The 14,245-nt window shown below is 63.7% G+C and carries 17 protein-coding genes; 16 read left to right on the forward strand and 1 reads right to left on the reverse strand.

Annotated features, from left to right (window positions below):
• Positions 1 to 77: 77 nt before the first annotated feature.
• Positions 78 to 977 carry a DMT family transporter gene (locus tag JET14_RS01425; protein ID WP_200336482.1) on the forward strand — a complete coding sequence of 300 codons (900 nt, stop codon included), beginning with the start codon at positions 78 to 80 and terminating at the stop codon, positions 975 to 977.
• 21 nt (positions 978 to 998) lie between these two features.
• Entirely contained in the window at positions 999 to 1,691 is a 693-nt protein-coding gene (locus JET14_RS01430; protein ID WP_200336483.1) for a DNA alkylation repair protein, read from the forward strand.
• Positions 1,692 to 1,696: 5 nt separating this feature from the next.
• Here the strand turns inward: JET14_RS01430 and JET14_RS01435 are convergent, their stop codons facing one another.
• On the reverse strand, positions 1,697 to 2,719 hold the full coding sequence (locus JET14_RS01435) for an MBL fold metallo-hydrolase (protein WP_200336484.1): 1,023 nt from the start codon (positions 2,717 to 2,719) through the stop codon (positions 1,697 to 1,699).
• A gap of 342 nt (positions 2,720 to 3,061) precedes the next feature.
• On the opposite strand from JET14_RS01435, the gene ffh reads away from it, so the two are divergent.
• From ffh to fdhD, 14 genes are all read left to right on the forward strand, one after another.
• Positions 3,062 to 4,603, forward strand: a complete 1,542-nt coding sequence (gene ffh / locus JET14_RS01440; RefSeq protein ID WP_200336485.1) for a signal recognition particle protein — start codon at positions 3,062 to 3,064, stop codon at positions 4,601 to 4,603.
• Entirely contained in the window at positions 4,600 to 5,127 is a 528-nt protein-coding gene (locus tag JET14_RS01445) for a GNAT family N-acetyltransferase (protein WP_200336486.1), read from the forward strand. Before ffh ends, JET14_RS01445 begins: the two co-directional genes overlap by 4 nt.
• The gene (locus JET14_RS01450; RefSeq protein WP_183487079.1) at positions 5,124 to 5,426 is read left to right on the forward strand and encodes a chorismate mutase; all 303 of its coding nucleotides are present in this window, start codon (positions 5,124 to 5,126) and stop codon (positions 5,424 to 5,426) included. The genes JET14_RS01445 and JET14_RS01450 overlap by 4 nt, the downstream gene beginning before the upstream one ends.
• 118 nt (positions 5,427 to 5,544) lie before the next feature.
• Entirely contained in the window at positions 5,545 to 5,928 is a 384-nt protein-coding gene (rpsP, locus tag JET14_RS01455; RefSeq protein ID WP_183487081.1) for a 30S ribosomal protein S16, read from the forward strand.
• A gap of 143 nt (positions 5,929 to 6,071) precedes the next feature.
• The gene (gene rimM, locus JET14_RS01460; protein ID WP_200336487.1) at positions 6,072 to 6,638 is read left to right on the forward strand and encodes a ribosome maturation factor RimM; all 567 of its coding nucleotides are present in this window, start codon (positions 6,072 to 6,074) and stop codon (positions 6,636 to 6,638) included.
• Positions 6,639 to 6,645: 7 nt separating this feature from the next.
• Positions 6,646 to 7,344, forward strand: a complete 699-nt coding sequence (gene trmD / locus JET14_RS01465; RefSeq protein ID WP_200336488.1) for a tRNA (guanosine(37)-N1)-methyltransferase TrmD — start codon at positions 6,646 to 6,648, stop codon at positions 7,342 to 7,344.
• Positions 7,334 to 7,855 carry a GNAT family N-acetyltransferase gene (locus JET14_RS01470; RefSeq protein WP_200336489.1) on the forward strand — a complete coding sequence of 174 codons (522 nt, stop codon included), beginning with the start codon at positions 7,334 to 7,336 and terminating at the stop codon, positions 7,853 to 7,855. The genes trmD and JET14_RS01470 overlap by 11 nt, the downstream gene beginning before the upstream one ends.
• A gap of 213 nt (positions 7,856 to 8,068) precedes the next feature.
• Positions 8,069 to 8,530 carry a 50S ribosomal protein L19 gene (gene rplS, locus JET14_RS01475; RefSeq protein ID WP_024710089.1) on the forward strand — a complete coding sequence of 154 codons (462 nt, stop codon included), beginning with the start codon at positions 8,069 to 8,071 and terminating at the stop codon, positions 8,528 to 8,530.
• Between the two features lie 175 nt (positions 8,531 to 8,705).
• Positions 8,706 to 8,921, forward strand: a complete 216-nt coding sequence (locus JET14_RS01480; protein WP_200336490.1) for a hypothetical protein — start codon at positions 8,706 to 8,708, stop codon at positions 8,919 to 8,921.
• A gap of 53 nt (positions 8,922 to 8,974) precedes the next feature.
• A complete protein-coding gene (locus JET14_RS22880; RefSeq protein ID WP_281285213.1) occupies positions 8,975 to 9,100 on the forward strand; it encodes a hypothetical protein in 126 nt (41 codons plus the stop codon).
• Positions 9,101 to 9,175: 75 nt separating this feature from the next.
• Positions 9,176 to 10,585 (forward strand): 3-isopropylmalate dehydratase large subunit, encoded by a 1,410-nt coding sequence (gene leuC / locus JET14_RS01485; protein WP_200336491.1) that lies wholly within the window; start codon positions 9,176 to 9,178, stop codon positions 10,583 to 10,585.
• Between the two features lie 193 nt (positions 10,586 to 10,778).
• Complete coding sequence (locus JET14_RS01490) at positions 10,779 to 11,831, forward strand: 3-carboxy-cis,cis-muconate cycloisomerase (RefSeq protein WP_200336492.1); 1,053 nt, start codon at positions 10,779 to 10,781, stop codon at positions 11,829 to 11,831.
• 161 nt (positions 11,832 to 11,992) lie between these two features.
• Positions 11,993 to 13,393, forward strand: a complete 1,401-nt coding sequence (locus JET14_RS01495; RefSeq protein ID WP_200336493.1) for a PLP-dependent aminotransferase family protein — start codon at positions 11,993 to 11,995, stop codon at positions 13,391 to 13,393.
• Positions 13,386 to 14,201 (forward strand): formate dehydrogenase accessory sulfurtransferase FdhD, encoded by an 816-nt coding sequence (gene fdhD / locus JET14_RS01500; protein ID WP_246750456.1) that lies wholly within the window; start codon positions 13,386 to 13,388, stop codon positions 14,199 to 14,201. Before JET14_RS01495 ends, fdhD begins: the two co-directional genes overlap by 8 nt.
• Positions 14,202 to 14,245: the final 44 nt, after the last annotated feature.

Here is a 14,245-nt window from a genome sequence, read left to right on the forward strand (position 1 = left end):
TTTGCCGCGAAGGTGGCCGGTTTGCCGGCCGGCCGGCCCGTCGCTCCTGTTGATCGCTGCCGCGAGGGAGCGGCCACATGAAGCTTTCCGGCGCAGTTCTTGCCTTCGGCGCGGTCTCGATCTTTGCGATCCAGGACGCGATCACCCGTCATCTCGGCCCGCTCTATTCGCCGTTCTTCATCGCCATGGTGCGCTTCTGGGCCTTCGGCCTGTTCGTGATCATCCTGGCGGCCCGCGCGCCGGGCGGTTTCAGGGCGGGGGCGGTGACCCGTCATCCCGTCCTGCAGATATGGCGCAGCTTTCTTCTGGTGGCGCAAATCCTGGTCTCGATCGTCTCCTTTGCCCTTGTCGGCCTTGCCCAGAGCCAGGCGATATTCATGGCGGCGCCGCTGGTGGTGGCGCTCCTTTCGGTGCCGCTACTCGGCGAGCGTGTCGGCTGGCGGCGCTGGCTCGCGATCATCGTCGGCCTGTTCGGCGTGCTGATCGTCATCGATCCCTTGGGCGAACAGTTCTCGCTGGTAACGCTCGTGCCGGTCGGCTGCTGCTTCACCTTCGCGCTCTATTCGCTCTATACGCGCCTTGCCGGGCGCTATGACGCGCCGGAGGTGAGCCTGTTTTATACCGGCGTGGTGGGCATGGTGCTGACAAGCCTCATCGGCCCGTTCTTCTGGGAGGATGTGCCGCTTGCCGACTGGGGCTGGCTTGTCGCGCTTTGTTTCACCGGTATTTCAGGGCACTATCTCCTCATCCGGGCGCTTGCGGTGACCGAAGCCGTGACGGTGCAGACCATCACCTATATGCAGCTCGTCTATGGTTCGCTGTTCGGCGTTCTGGTGTTCAAGGAACAACTGACCGTGCATATGATTGCCGGCGGACTCACCGTCGTCGGCGCCGGCGTCTTCACCATCTGGCGCGAACACGCGCTGAAAAAGCGCGAGGGCGCGTCATCGACGGAAGCGTCGCTTGCTGGGCGGTGAGTCTGCAACAGGGAGATGAGGATGGAATTGACGCCACAGTCATCGGCGGAAGATGTTGTCGCAGTCCTTGAAGCCACGGCCGATCCCGCGCGGCTTGCGGAGATGGAGCGCGTCGGCATCAGGACCGACACGGCCATCGGCCTTTCCAACCCCGAACTGCGGCAGATCGCCAAGGCTGTCGGCGTGAACCATGCGCGGGCGGCGGCGCTCTGGCAAAGCCCGGTGCGCGAGGCGAGGATGCTGGCCTTGCTGACCTTTGATCCGGCTGAACTGACGCAGGAGGACATGCTTGCGCTCGCCGGCGATTTTGCCTCCTGGGAAATGGTCGATCTTGCAGCCGATCTGTTTGTCGAGGCGCGGTTTGACGCGGCCCTTGTCTCCGCCTTCGCCGAGGATGACCGTGAATTCGTGCGCCGGACCGCTTTTGCGATGATCGCGGGCGCGGCCGTCCACCGGAAGAAGGAGCCGGACGAAAGCTTCCTGGCGCTCTTCCCGCTGATCGAAGCGCATGCCGCGGACGGGCGGAACTTCGTGAAGAAGGCGGTCAATTGGGCGCTGCGCAATATCGGCATGCGCAATACCCGCTGCCACAGGGCTGCGTTGGCGCTTGCGGAGAAACTCGCGGCCAGCGACGACCGCGCGAAGGCCTGGGTCGGGCGAGATGCGGTGCGCTATATGACCGATCCGAAACGGATCGCGCGGCTGAAACCGTAAGGGGGTCAATCGACCTCCGGCACGTCAAAAGCCTCGCCGGGCTCCAGCGGACGGAAGCGGTCCTCATCGATGCCGGCATCGGAAAGGGCGGCCTTCAACAGCCTGACCGGATCGTCATGGCCTTCATCGGTGAGCTGGAAGGTGCCGAAATGGTGGCCTGCGGCATAGGCGGCCTTGGAGAGCTCGAACCCCTTGACCGCTTCCACCGGGTCCTGATGCTCGTTCTTCATGAAATAGCGCGGCTCATAGGCGCCGATCGGCAGGTTGGCGAGTCGGAAGCCGCCGTATTTCTCGGCCGCCGCGCGGTAGTTGCGCCCCTCGTGAAAGCTCGTGTCGCCGATGTGATAGATGCGGCCTGCGGGCGTCTCCAGCACGAAGGCGGCCCAGAGCGCCATGCGCCGATCGGTGACGCCGCGCGCCGACCAGTGGTGGCAGGGCTCGGCAAACACATTGACGCCGCCGGGAAGCGGCGCCTGATCTCCCCAGTCGAGCACGGTCACATCCGCATCCGGCACCTTCTGGTGGATCACCGTGTCATTGCCGAGCGGCGCGATAATCCGGGGCGCGTGATCGGCCTGAAGGCGTTTCAGGCAGGCATGACTCAGATGGTCGTAGTGGTTGTGGGTGATCAGCACGACATCGATCTTCGGCAGGTCATCGAGCAGGACGCCCGGCGGGCAGACGCGCTTCGGACCGACGGAGTCAAACGGGCTGACGCGCTTGGTAAATACCGGGTCGGTCAGGATGTTGACGCCGGCAACCTGGATCAAGAGGCTCGCATGGCCGATCATCGTCACGCGCATCCCCTTGCCGGTGACAAGCGCGTCGGGCTTGTGCGGCGCATAGCGGCAGGAGACTTCCTTCGGCCAGGGCGTGCGCTTGTGGGCAAGCTGCCATTTGACGACCTCGGCAAGGCCGGGCGGGTTCATGCCGTCGGGGTTGAAGAACAGTGTGCCGTCGAAATGATCGCTTTTCGGTCCGGTATAATAGCGGTTCTTCTTCTGCAGACGCACGCGCGTGGGGATCATGAAAGGCCCTTTCGGTTGATCCGGCGTTCGCCGGCCACCATTGATTGTCGACATGGATATCATCGGATATATGCGCCGGGCCGTAAAAAGTTCCAGACCCTGAAATCGGCGAAAGGACTCACAAAGGCTTGACTTTGCCGCAATCTTGGGGTTTATCGCCCCAAATCTGCTGACAGTGAAGACGTTCAGCCGCCGACCGGGCCCCGCAAAGGTATAAAGAGAGCCCGGAGGTCAACATCCGACAGCGCGACGCGCCCTCGGATGGAATTTTGCTTTGCGTCTTGCATTTGCCGGCAGAGGTGCCAACGTTTCGCGAAATGCGAAACGAAAAGGGATTGGGCTATGTTTGAAAACCTCCAGGACCGCCTTGGTTCCGTCCTCAAGGGACTAACCGGCCGCGGCTCGCTTTCGGAAGCCGATGTTTCGGCTGCGCTGCGCGAAGTTCGCCGCGCGCTTCTGGAAGCTGACGTCGCGCTGGAGGTTGTGCGCGATTTTACCGCCCGCGTGCGCGAAAAGGCCGTCGGCGCGGAAGTGCTGAAATCGATCAAGCCCGGCCAGATGGTCGTCAAGATCGTCCATGACGAGCTGGTCGAAATGCTCGGCTCGGAGGGCGTCACGCTCGATCTCAACGCCCCCGCGCCGGTCGTCATCATGATGGTCGGCCTGCAGGGCTCGGGCAAGACGACGACCACCGGCAAGATCGCGGCGCGGATGACCAATCGCGACCGCAAGAAGGTGCTGATGGCCTCGCTCGACACGCGCCGTCCGGCCGCCCAGGAGCAGCTGAAGCAGATCGGCGAGCAGACTTCGGTCGACACGCTGCCGGTGATCAAGGGCCAGGATCCGGTCGCCATCGCAAAGCGCGCCGTGCAGGCGGCAAAGCTCGGCGGCCATGACGTCGTCATTCTCGATACCGCCGGCCGCACCCATATCGACGAGCCGCTGATGGTCGAGATGGCGGATATTCGCAAACAGGCCAATCCGCACGAAATCCTTCTGGTGGCCGACAGCCTGACCGGTCAGGACGCCGTCAATCTCGCCCGCAATTTCGATCAACGCGTCGGCATTACCGGCCTCGTCCTGACCCGTATGGATGGCGACGGGCGCGGCGGTGCGGCGCTTTCCATGCGCGCGGTCACCGGCAAGCCGATCAAGCTGATCGGTACCGGCGAAAAGATGGATGCGCTGGAGGAATTCCACCCCAAGCGCATCGCCGACCGCATTCTCGGCATGGGCGATATCGTCTCGCTGGTGGAAAAGGCATCGGAGACGATCGACGCCGAAAAGGCGAAAGCCATGGCCGAGAAGATGGCCAAGGGCAAGTTCGACCTCGACGACATGGCCGAGCAGCTGAAGCAGATGCAGAACATGGGCGGCATGGGCGGCATTATGGGCCTGATGCCCGGCATGGGCGGCATGAAGGAAAAAATGGCCGCCGCCGGCATGGACGACAGCGTGTTCAAGCGCCAGCTCGCGATCATCTCCTCGATGACGAAGTATGAGCGCGCCCACCCCGATGTCCTGAAGAACTCGCGCAAGAAGCGCATTGCCGCCGGCTCCGGCACCTCTGCTGCCGATATCAACAAGCTTCTGAAGATGCACCGCCAGATGTCCGACATGATGAAAGCCATGGGCGGCAAGGGCAAGGGCAAGATGAAGCAGATGATGAACATGATGGGCGGCGGCGGCATGCCCGGAGGCATGGGCGGCATGCCCGACCTCTCCAAGCTCGATGCCAACCAGTTGGCCGAACTCGAGAAGAAGGCCGGCAGCCTCGGCGGCGCAGGCGGCATGCCATCGGGCGGTCTGCCGGGCCTTGGCGGGCCGAAGCTTCCCGGTCTCGGCGGCGGCTTCGGCGGTTTCGGAAAGGGCAAGAAGAAGTGACTGTCGTCCCTGTTCTGGAAACCGAAAGACTGGTCATGCGCGCCTTTCAGCGCGAAGATTTTGAGCCGATGGCGGCTTTCTTCGCCGATGAGCGGTCGTTCTACTATGGCGGACCGCTTTCGAAGGGCGATGCGTGGCGCAGGCTTGCCGCCTATGCGGGGCACTGGGTCCTGAATGGTTTCGGCGAATGGGCTCTGGAAGAGAAGAATACGGGACGTTTTGTCGGCTTTTGCGGCCCCTGGCATCCCGCCGACATGCCCGAGCCCGAGATTGCCTGGGCGCTGCTGTCTGAGCATTACGGCAAGGGTTATGCTTTCGAGGCGGCGTCGCGGGCGCTCCGTTATGTCTATGACGCGTTGAAATGGCCGACGGTGATGAGCCTGATCGAGCCGGACAACGCGCCGTCCATTCGCCTGGCGGAGCGCCTCGGCGCGACGGCCGAGAAGAGGCTCGAAATCTATGGCAGGGACGCGGTCGTCTACCGTCACCTGCCGCCCGAGATGCTGCTGGAGAAAACGGCATGACCCCGAAGGAGCAACTTCTTCAGTATCGCCAGTCGATCGACAATCTCGATGCCGCGCTGGTTCACATTCTGGCCGAACGGTTCCGCTGCACCAAGGCGGTGGGGCACCTGAAGGCCGAACACGACCTGCCGCCGGCCGATCCGGCGCGAGAGGAACAACAGATTTCGCGGTTGAGGGACCTGGCCAAAAGCGCCGATCTCGACCCCGATTTTGCCGAGACCTTCCTGAACTTCATCATCAAGGAAGTCATCCGGCATCATGAGCAGATCGCCGCCCAGCATGGCGGTCAGGAGAAATAGGCCGGTCCTCCGGTCATTGAGAATGCCCCGTGCGCCGGCCAGAGCGTGGTTGCAGGCAGCGGGAACCACAAACGAATGGACTGCGGTCCGACAGAAATGCCTTTAAGGAGAAAACAAAATGGCAATCAAGATTCGTCTCGCCCGTGGCGGTTCCAAGAAGCGCCCCTACTACCACATCGTTGCCGCCGACGAGCGTTCGCCCCGTGACGGCCGCTTCATCGAGAAGCTCGGCCACTGGAACCCGATGCTGCCGAAGGATGCGGAAGACCGCGTCGTCTTCGATGAAGAGCGCGTGAAGTACTGGCTTGGAACCGGCGCCCAGCCGACCGACCGCGTGCTGCGCTTCCTCGCCGAAGCCGGCATTGCCGAGCGCAAGGCCCGCAACAACCCGAACAAGGCGAAGCCCGGCAAGAAGGCCGAAGAGCGCGTTGCCGAGAAGAAGCAGAAGGCCGAGGAAGCAGCCGCCGCTGCCGCTGAAGCCGCTGCCGAAGCTTCGGAATAAGCGGGATTGCCGTCAGCCGTTTGACGCCCCCTCGGGGGGAAGAGCGGCTCTCAGGCATTGATCTGAGGCCGGACGCCTGCGTCCGGCCTTTTCCTTTGCGTCAAAAGGGCATAGATAGCCATAAACGGCAGGAAAGAATGACGATGGCAAAGCTCAATGACCCGATCCTGATGGCGACCATTGGCGCGGCCCAGGGACTGCGCGGCGATGTCAGGGTGCGCTGCTTTACCGCAAACCCCCTGACCGTCGGCGACTATGGCAATCTCCATGCCGAGGACGGCCGCGTGTTCGAGATCCTCGAGACGCGCCCGGGCAAGAACAACATGATCGTCATCCGCTTTCGCGGCGTGAACGACCGCACGGCAGCGGAAGCGCTGCGCGGCCTCAATCTCTATATCGAGCGCGACAACCTGCCCGATGACGAACTTGAGGACGAGGAATATTTCTACGCCGACCTCGAAGGCCTCGATGTCTTCGACGACGCCGGCAACAGCTATGGCGCGATCAGTGCGATCTTCGATTTCGGCGCTGGCGATCTTCTGGAGCTGAAGGGGCCGGGCCGTCGCCCGGTGCTGATCCCGTTCAACGAGAGCGCCGTGCTGGAGATCGACTTCGAGGACCGCCGCGTGCTGATCGATCCGGTGGCCGCCGGTCTCGTCGACGACGGCGATGACGATGCGCCGGACTTTCCCAATCCGGACGACCGGTAACGCCGCGATGTCCTTCAAGGCCACCGTTCTGACGCTCTATCCGGAGATGTTCCCCGGTCATCTCGGCACATCGCTTGCGGGCCGGGCGGCCGAGCGCGGGCAATGGTCGCTGGAAGCCGTGAACATCCGCGATTTTGCCGAGGATCGTCACCGCAGCGTCGACGATACACCGTCGGGCGGCGGCGCGGGCATGGTGCTGCGGCCGGACATCCTGGCGCGCGCGATCGACGCCGTCTCCGCCAATGATGGCCGTCCGCGCCTCCTGATGAGCCCGCGCGGAAAGCCGCTGACCCAGGCGCGGGTGCGCGAACTGGCCGAAGGGCCGGGCGCGGTCATCGTCTGCGGCCGCTTCGAAGGCGTCGACCAGCGTGTGATCGACAAGCGCGGCCTCGAGGAGGTCTCCATCGGCGACTATGTCCTTTCCGGCGGCGAGCCGGCGGCGCTCGTTCTGCTTGATGCCGTGGTCCGGGTGCTGCCGGGCGTGATGGGTAATGCGCTTTCCGGCACGCATGAGAGTTTCGAGAACGGCCTGCTGGAGCACCCGCATTATACCCGTCCTGCGGAATGGGAAGGGGAGGGGATCCCGGAGGTTCTTACTTCCGGTAATCACGCGGCCATCGACAAATGGCGCCATGATGAGGCGTTGCGGCTGACGGCTGAGCGGCGGCCCGATCTTCTCGATGGGAGTGGCAAGGATGCCGACTGAAGACCTGCAGCTCGAACCGTTCTCTCGCTCGCATTTCGACACCGTGGCCGGCTGGTTTGCGGATGCCCGGGGGGCCGCCCTTTGGGGCGGCACGCAGCTTCCCTTTCCCTTCTGCTATGACCAGCTTTGCGAAGGGTCCGCAGACATGCTGGGCTCAAAGCCTGCGCTTGTGTGCTTTACAGCCAGAACCGCAGACACCGTCGCGGGCCACGGCCAGATCGTCTTCGACCGGCTGAACGGCGTCGCCAGGCTCTGCCGCATCGCCATTGCCCCCGAATTCCGGGGCAAGGGCTTGTCCCGGCCGCTGCTTGCCCTTCTGGTGGAGGAAGCCTTCAGGGAGCCCGGCATCATGCGGGTCGAACTCAATGTCTATGACAACAACGCCGCGGCAATCCGCGCCTATCTCGCCTTTGGCTTCGCAAAGGAAGGCATACGCCGTTCCTCGGCGCGCTATGACAATGAGCGCTGGGACACCGTGATGATGGGGCTGTTGCGGACCGAGTGGGCGTAATCCGATGCGTTTGCGGCCGTAAAACCCCGCAATAAGGGGTGACAAAGGCCAAAAAAACGTCTATAGGCCCGCCCTGACCGGTGTTTCCGGTTGCCCAAATGAAGAACCGCGTAACGCTCCTGCCTTGAAGACAAGGCAAATCCGGAGGCATTGACCGAAGGATGATTGTCGAGCGCTCTGGCCGTTAAAGCAAGATATCAAGAGGTTAGACCGATGAACATCATCGAGCAGCTCGAAGCTGAAGAAACCGCGCGTATTGCCGAACAGCGCGAACTTCCCCCGTTTGAAGCCGGCGACACCGTGCGCGTTAACGTCCGCGTTACGGAAGGCACCCGCACCCGCGTGCAGGCCTTCGAAGGCGTCTGCATCGCCCGCTCCGGCGGCGGCATCCACGAGAACTTCACCGTTCGCAAGATTTCCTACGGCGAAGGCGTCGAGCGCGTATTCCCCGTTTACTCCCCCCAGGTCGAGGGCGTCGAAGTGATCCGCCGCGGTAAGGTTCGCCGCGCGAAGCTCTACTACCTGCGCGACCGTCGCGGCAAGTCGGCCCGTATCGCCGAAAACACCTCCGTTCGTTCGCGCCGCCTCAACGACGAGGCCCGCGAGGCAGCAGCCGCCGCCCGCGCCGCCGCCAAGGCGGAGAAGGAAGCTGCAGCGGCAGCCAAGAGCGAATAAGCCATTTTCGCTTTTGAAATCGTTTCGGGAAGCCGCCTTCGGGCGGCTTCTTTGCGTTTTGCGATCCATCCGCCGGGTTTGACAAGAAAAAGCCGGAATCGCTTCCTATCTCCGTGCTCCCTTGAATTGTGAAGCTGCAATCATCTTTTTCCGGTTGTGGTTATACGGAGTAGAAATGTCTCTTACACGCGCCATTGTGGCAGGCGCCGGCAACCCGATGATCCTGGGTTCCATTGCCACACCCGTGCTCGCCTCGACCGCCAAGGGTCGAGACCGCTTCGTCTTTGACGATGAAGACGTGGCGGAGTGGCACGAAAGCCGCGGGATGTCGGCCGACCCCCTTCTCGTCTTTCTGAAAGCGCGTGCGAGTCACGTCCGGGGCCAGTTTTGAACCATTCTCGTAAATGATTGCCGGAGCCCGAGAAAGCTGGTAAAGACCGGCCCATGAGGATCATTGACAGAAAGAGCGCGGCCGTTTCCTTCAGGCCCTTCGTGCTGCAGGACAGAAAGCGCCTGCCGAGCCGCTTCTTTGCGATGATTTCCGGCGCGCTCAACGCCCGACTTAGCTGACGCTTGTTGAAAAGCAATGCCGGCAGCGGGCAACCGCGCCCTTTCCTGTTCATCGAAAAATGGGTTTAAGAAATCATGAGCAAGGCTCGCACAATCTATGACAAGATCTGGGACGATCATCTGGTGGACAGCCAGGATGACGGCACCTGTCTCATCTATATCGACCGTCATCTGGTCCATGAAGTGACCAGCCCGCAGGCCTTTGAGGGGTTGAGGCTCGCCGGCCGCACGGTTCATGCGCCGCTGAAGACGCTGGCCGTCGTCGACCACAACGTTCCGACCACGCCGGACCGCGTCAACGGCATCAAGAACGAGGAAAGCCGCATCCAGGTGGCGGCCCTTGCCCAGAATGCCGCTGATTTCGGCGTTGAATATTACTCCGAGAAGGACAAGCGCCAGGGAATCGTCCACATCGTCGGGCCGGAACAGGGTTTCACCCTGCCGGGCATGACGATCGTATGCGGCGACAGCCACACCTCGACGCACGGCGCATTTGGCGCGCTGGCGCATGGCATCGGCACGTCAGAGGTGGAGCATGTGCTCGCCACCCAGACGCTGATCCAGTCGAAGGCCAAGAACATGCTGGTGCGCGTCGACGGCAAGGCGCCGGAAGGCGTCACCGCCAAGGACATCATCCTGGCGATCATCGGCGAGATCGGCACGGCCGGCGGCACCGGCCACGTCATCGAATTTGCCGGCGAGGCTATCCGCGATCTTTCCATGGAAGGCCGCATGACCGTCTGCAACATGACCATCGAGGGCGGCGCCCGCGCCGGCCTGATCGCGCCGGACGAAAAGACCTTCGCCTATATCAAGGAACGCCCGCGCGCGCCGAAGGGCGAGGCCTGGGACCGGGCCGTCGAATACTGGAAATCGCTGACGACGGACGAGGGTGCGGAATATGACCGCGTCGTCACGCTCGATGCCGCCAACCTGCCGCCGATCGTCTCCTGGGGTTCCTCGCCGGAAGACGTGATCGCGGTGACCGGCGAAGTGCCGAACCCGGACGATATCGCCGACGAGACCAAGCGCGCCTCCAAATGGCGGGCGCTGAAATATATGGGCCTGGCGCCCGGGACGAAGATCACCGATATCGAACTCGACCGCGTCTTCATCGGTTCCTGCACCAATGGCCGCATCGAGGATCTCCGCGCCGCTGCTGCCGTCGCCAAGGGCCGCAAGGTTTCTGATCGCGTCAACGCCATGGTCGTGCCGGGCTCGGGCCTGGTGAAAGAACAGGCGGAAGCCGAGGGCCTCGACAAGATCTTCCTCGAGGCCGGTTTCGAATGGCGCGAGCCGGGCTGCTCCATGTGCCTTGCCATGAATGACGACCGGCTGAAGCCGGAAGAACGCTGCGCCTCGACATCGAACCGCAATTTCGAAGGCCGCCAGGGCTACAAGGGCCGCACCCATCTGGTCTCGCCCGCAATGGCCGCCGCCGCCGCCATCGAAGGTCGCTTCGTCGATATTCGCGACTGGAAGTAACCCGCGCGACAGCATCGTATCGGAAGGCGGCCACTGGCCGCCTTCTTTGTCTGCGCGGGCGAAAACGGGGCTCTGGTCTTGCGCTCGCCGCCTCATTGTCGCAATGTGAGGCCGGTGCCGGTCGTTACGGCACCCGTGTCGGTCGGGATGGTTCCGCCCTCCTGCTGTTTCCAGTAGCAAGCGATCGCAATCCATGAGTTATTCTGCATTTGATCATCCCGTGCTTTCGGGCCTGGTGGGCGACGACGAGGTTGCCGCCTTCTTTTCACTCGACGCGGAAATCAAGGCCATGCTGGCCTTCGAGGCGGCGCTCGCCGAGGCCGAGGCCCGTGCCGGCGTCATTCCGGAAGCGGCAGCGGCGCGCATTGGCGAGGTCTGTGCCTCCTTTTCACCGGATATCGAGGCGCTGAAGATTGCGACCGGCCGCGACGGCATTGTCGTGCCCGATCTTGTGCGCCAGCTCCGCGCGGCCGTGGGACCGGATGCGGCGGACCATGTGCATTTCGGCGCGACCAGCCAGGATGTCATCGATACCTCGCTGATGATGCGGCTGTCGGCAGTGTCGACGCTCCTGATCGACCGGCTCGATCACCTGTTCCAGCGCATGGAAACGCTCGATTCACGCTTTGGCGAACGCACGCTGATGGGGCGCACCCGCATGCAGCCGGCCATGCCGATCTCCGTTTCCGACCGGCTGCGATCCTGGCGCGAGCCGGTGCTGTATTTGAGGCAGTTTCTCCTGAGGCTCGACGGGCAGCTCTTCGCCGTACAATTCGGCGGCGCGGTTGGCACGCTGCACAGGCTGCCGGAGCAGGCTGTGGAGGTGCGGGCCATGCTGGCCGACCTTCTCGGACTGATCGACGCGCCGCAGTGGCAGAACCAGCGCAATGTGATCGCCGAATTCGCCTCCGCCATGTCGCAGATCACCGGAAGCCTCGGCAAATTCGGCCTCGACATTGCGCTGCTTGCCGAGATGGGCGAGGAAATCGAGCTTTCCGGCGGCGGGGAATCCTCCGATATCGAAGGCAAGCGCAATCCGGTGACGGCCGAGGTGCTGGTGTCGCTGTCGCGCTTCAACGCCGCGCAGCTTTCGGCCATGCACATGGCGCTGGTGCATGAGCAGGAGCGCTCGGGCGCGGCGTGGACGCTGGAGTGGCTGACCTTGCCGCAGATGGTGGCGGCTGCCGCTGCCTCGCTGAAGCTGTCGGACTGGCTCTGTACCAAGATCGAGAGCCTCGGCACCTGACCGGCTTTCACATTGCCTTAACCAATTGCACTGATTTTGGCCGCCGGCCTCACCCGGACGGTGGTAAAGACACTCCTGTTTCAATGACTTGTGACGCCATCGCGTCTCCACCGTCCCGGTTGACCCATTGTCAATTGATATGATTTGCCGCACGATGGGGCATGACCAAATGGCGTCCCAATCCGAGGCTGATCAAGCGACCGGCCTATCTCTCCATTGCCGAACAGATCGCCGGCGCCATCCGCGACGGCCTGCTGATCGACGGAATGCGGCTGCCGCCGCAGCGGCAGATGGCGGCTGACCTGAAGATTTCCGTCCAGACCGTCTCCCGCGCCTATGAGGAGCTTTCCCGACGGGGGCTCGTCACCGGCGAGGTCGGGCGCGGCTCCTATATCAAGGCGGCGTCGAATGCGCCCGAGCGGCCGCATCTGACCGAAGGGACATCCGGCGTCGTTGATCTCTCCATCCTGAAACCGGTGTGCGAGAGCCGCAGTCTTGCCCGTTTCCGCAATGCCTTTGCCGAACTCGGCGCCACCATGCCGCCGGACCTTGCCTTTTCAATGATACCGAACGCGCTTTTCCGGCGTTACCGCATGGCGGGCGTCAACTGGCTCGCGGCCTGCGGCCTGAAGGCTCCGCCGCACGGAATTACCGTCACCAACGGTTCGAGCGATGCGATGACGGCGGCCTTCATGAGCGTCGCGCCGCCGGGCTCGGCCATGGCGGCAGAAGATCTGACCCATCCGATGGCGAGACCGCTTGCCGGCTATCTCGGCATCGATCTGCAGCCGGTCGATGTCGATTCCGATGGAATAGTGCCCGCCGCGCTCGAGGCGCTGGCGGCGCGAAAACGCCTGAAGGCGATCTTCCTGCAACCCTCGGCAGCCGGCCCGCGGGGCACGCTGATGAGCGCGCCGCGCCGCCGGGCGATCTCGGCAATCGCGCGCAGGTTCGACCTCGCCGTCATCGAAAACGACGTGCTCGGCCCGCTGGTGGAAAACCGGCCGCCGCCGGTCGCCGCCTTCGCGCCGGAGCGCACGCTCTACATGACCGACCTGTCGAAGAACACGATTCCCGGCCTCAGATGTGGTTTCCTAGTCGCCCCGGACCGGTATGCGGCCGCCGTTTCCAACCGCTATCTCGCGGCCAACTGGATCGCGACCCCGGTGATGGCCGAGATCGCCAGCCGCTGGATCGTCGACGGCACGGCGATGGAACTGGTCAACTGGCAACGTATGGCGCTGAAGCGCCGCCGGGCGATCGCCGAGAAGGAACTGGCGGGCATTGACTGCGCCATGACGCCGGGCGCGCTTCATGTGTGGATCCCGCTGCCCGAAGGCACGAACGAGGCCGCCTTCGTCGATCGCGCGCGCCAGCGCGGCGTCGCCGTTGCCGCCGGAGCCACGTTCCGCGCCGGGCGCGAGCCTTCCGCCCCGGCAATCCGCGTGGCGCTCGCTGCGTCCTCCGAAATCGAACTTTCGTCTTCCCTTGCGCTGATTGCAACGATGTTTCGGGACGAAAGCAGGACGCGCCGTGTCGCAGCGGTGATGGACAATGGCTGACGGGATGCCGCCTGCCGCGCTTGCACGAGCGCCGCTTTTTTGCGTCGGAAGCCGCAGCCAGGCGCGCACTCCGGAGGCGCTTGCCGCCGAAACGGCTGTGGCCCTCAGCTATGGCGGCTCGTCCCACGCCGTATTGATGGCCACCCCTGCCGACCTTGCCGATCTCGCCTATGGTTTCAGTCTGACGGAAGGCATTGTCCGTCATCCGGACGAGATCCTCGGCGTAGAGGCTGTTCACTTCGAGACCGGAATCGACCTGCAGATATCACTCGTGGAAGACCGCTCTGCCGCGCTTGCCGCACGCCGCCGCTCGATGGCAGGGCCGGTCGGCTGTGGGCTGTGCGGGTTGGAAAGCATCGATGCCGCGATGCGGCCTGTGCCAGCGCTCGAAGGCGATGACTTTACGATGACCTTCAGCGACGTCGACCGGGCGGTAACGGCGCTTTCCGGTCGTCAACCGGTTTTTGAGAAGACGCGCGCCGTGCATGGGGCCGGCATCTTCCGGCCGGACGCGGGCATGCCGGCAGTGCGCGAAGACGTCGGCCGCCACAACGCGCTCGACAAGCTTATCGGGGCGCTCATGCGCAAGGGGGAGACGGCCGGCAGCGGCGCTCTCGTCGTCACCAGCCGGCTGTCCGTGGAAATGGTGCAGAAGGCGGCCTTCGCCCGCGCGCCGGTGCTGATCGCCGTTTCTCAGCCGACCGCGCTTGCGGTCGAGACGGCTGAAAGGGCCGGCATAACGCTTGTCGCCAGCGCCCGCGGCGACGGGTTCTCGGTGTTTTCGCACGGCAACCGGATCAGGCATTGAGGGCCGGGCGCGCGGCCAGGCCCTCGAGATCTCCGCAACCGCTT

Source organism: Martelella lutilitoris (assembly GCF_016598595.1).
GTDB classification, from domain to species: Bacteria; Pseudomonadota; Alphaproteobacteria; order Rhizobiales; family Rhizobiaceae; genus Martelella; species Martelella lutilitoris_A.

Excerpts from the sequence above, each read along its gene's own strand:
- JET14_RS01495 (WP_200336493.1), top strand. The coding sequence starts at position 11,993 with ATGACCAAATGGCGTCCCAATCCGAGGCTGATCAAGCGACCGGCCTAT.
- rpsP (WP_183487081.1), top strand. The coding sequence starts at position 5,545 with ATGGCAATCAAGATTCGTCTCGCCCGTGGCGGTTCCAAGAAGCGCCCC.
- fdhD (WP_246750456.1), top strand. The coding sequence starts at position 13,386 with ATGGCTGACGGGATGCCGCCTGCCGCGCTTGCACGAGCGCCGCTTTTT.
- rimM (WP_200336487.1), top strand. The coding sequence starts at position 6,072 with ATGGCAAAGCTCAATGACCCGATCCTGATGGCGACCATTGGCGCGGCC.
- leuC (WP_200336491.1), top strand. The coding sequence starts at position 9,176 with ATGAGCAAGGCTCGCACAATCTATGACAAGATCTGGGACGATCATCTG.
- ffh (WP_200336485.1), top strand. The coding sequence starts at position 3,062 with ATGTTTGAAAACCTCCAGGACCGCCTTGGTTCCGTCCTCAAGGGACTA.
- JET14_RS01450 (WP_183487079.1), top strand. The coding sequence starts at position 5,124 with ATGACCCCGAAGGAGCAACTTCTTCAGTATCGCCAGTCGATCGACAAT.
- rplS (WP_024710089.1), top strand. The coding sequence starts at position 8,069 with ATGAACATCATCGAGCAGCTCGAAGCTGAAGAAACCGCGCGTATTGCC.
- JET14_RS01435 (WP_200336484.1), bottom strand. The coding sequence starts at position 2,719 with ATGATCCCCACGCGCGTGCGTCTGCAGAAGAAGAACCGCTATTATACC.
- trmD (WP_200336488.1), top strand. The coding sequence starts at position 6,646 with ATGTCCTTCAAGGCCACCGTTCTGACGCTCTATCCGGAGATGTTCCCC.
- JET14_RS01470 (WP_200336489.1), top strand. The coding sequence starts at position 7,334 with ATGCCGACTGAAGACCTGCAGCTCGAACCGTTCTCTCGCTCGCATTTC.
- JET14_RS01490 (WP_200336492.1), top strand. The coding sequence starts at position 10,779 with ATGAGTTATTCTGCATTTGATCATCCCGTGCTTTCGGGCCTGGTGGGC.
- JET14_RS01430 (WP_200336483.1), top strand. The coding sequence starts at position 999 with ATGGAATTGACGCCACAGTCATCGGCGGAAGATGTTGTCGCAGTCCTT.
- JET14_RS01480 (WP_200336490.1), top strand. The coding sequence starts at position 8,706 with ATGTCTCTTACACGCGCCATTGTGGCAGGCGCCGGCAACCCGATGATC.
- JET14_RS01425 (WP_200336482.1), top strand. The coding sequence starts at position 78 with ATGAAGCTTTCCGGCGCAGTTCTTGCCTTCGGCGCGGTCTCGATCTTT.
- JET14_RS22880 (WP_281285213.1), top strand. The coding sequence starts at position 8,975 with ATGAGGATCATTGACAGAAAGAGCGCGGCCGTTTCCTTCAGGCCCTTC.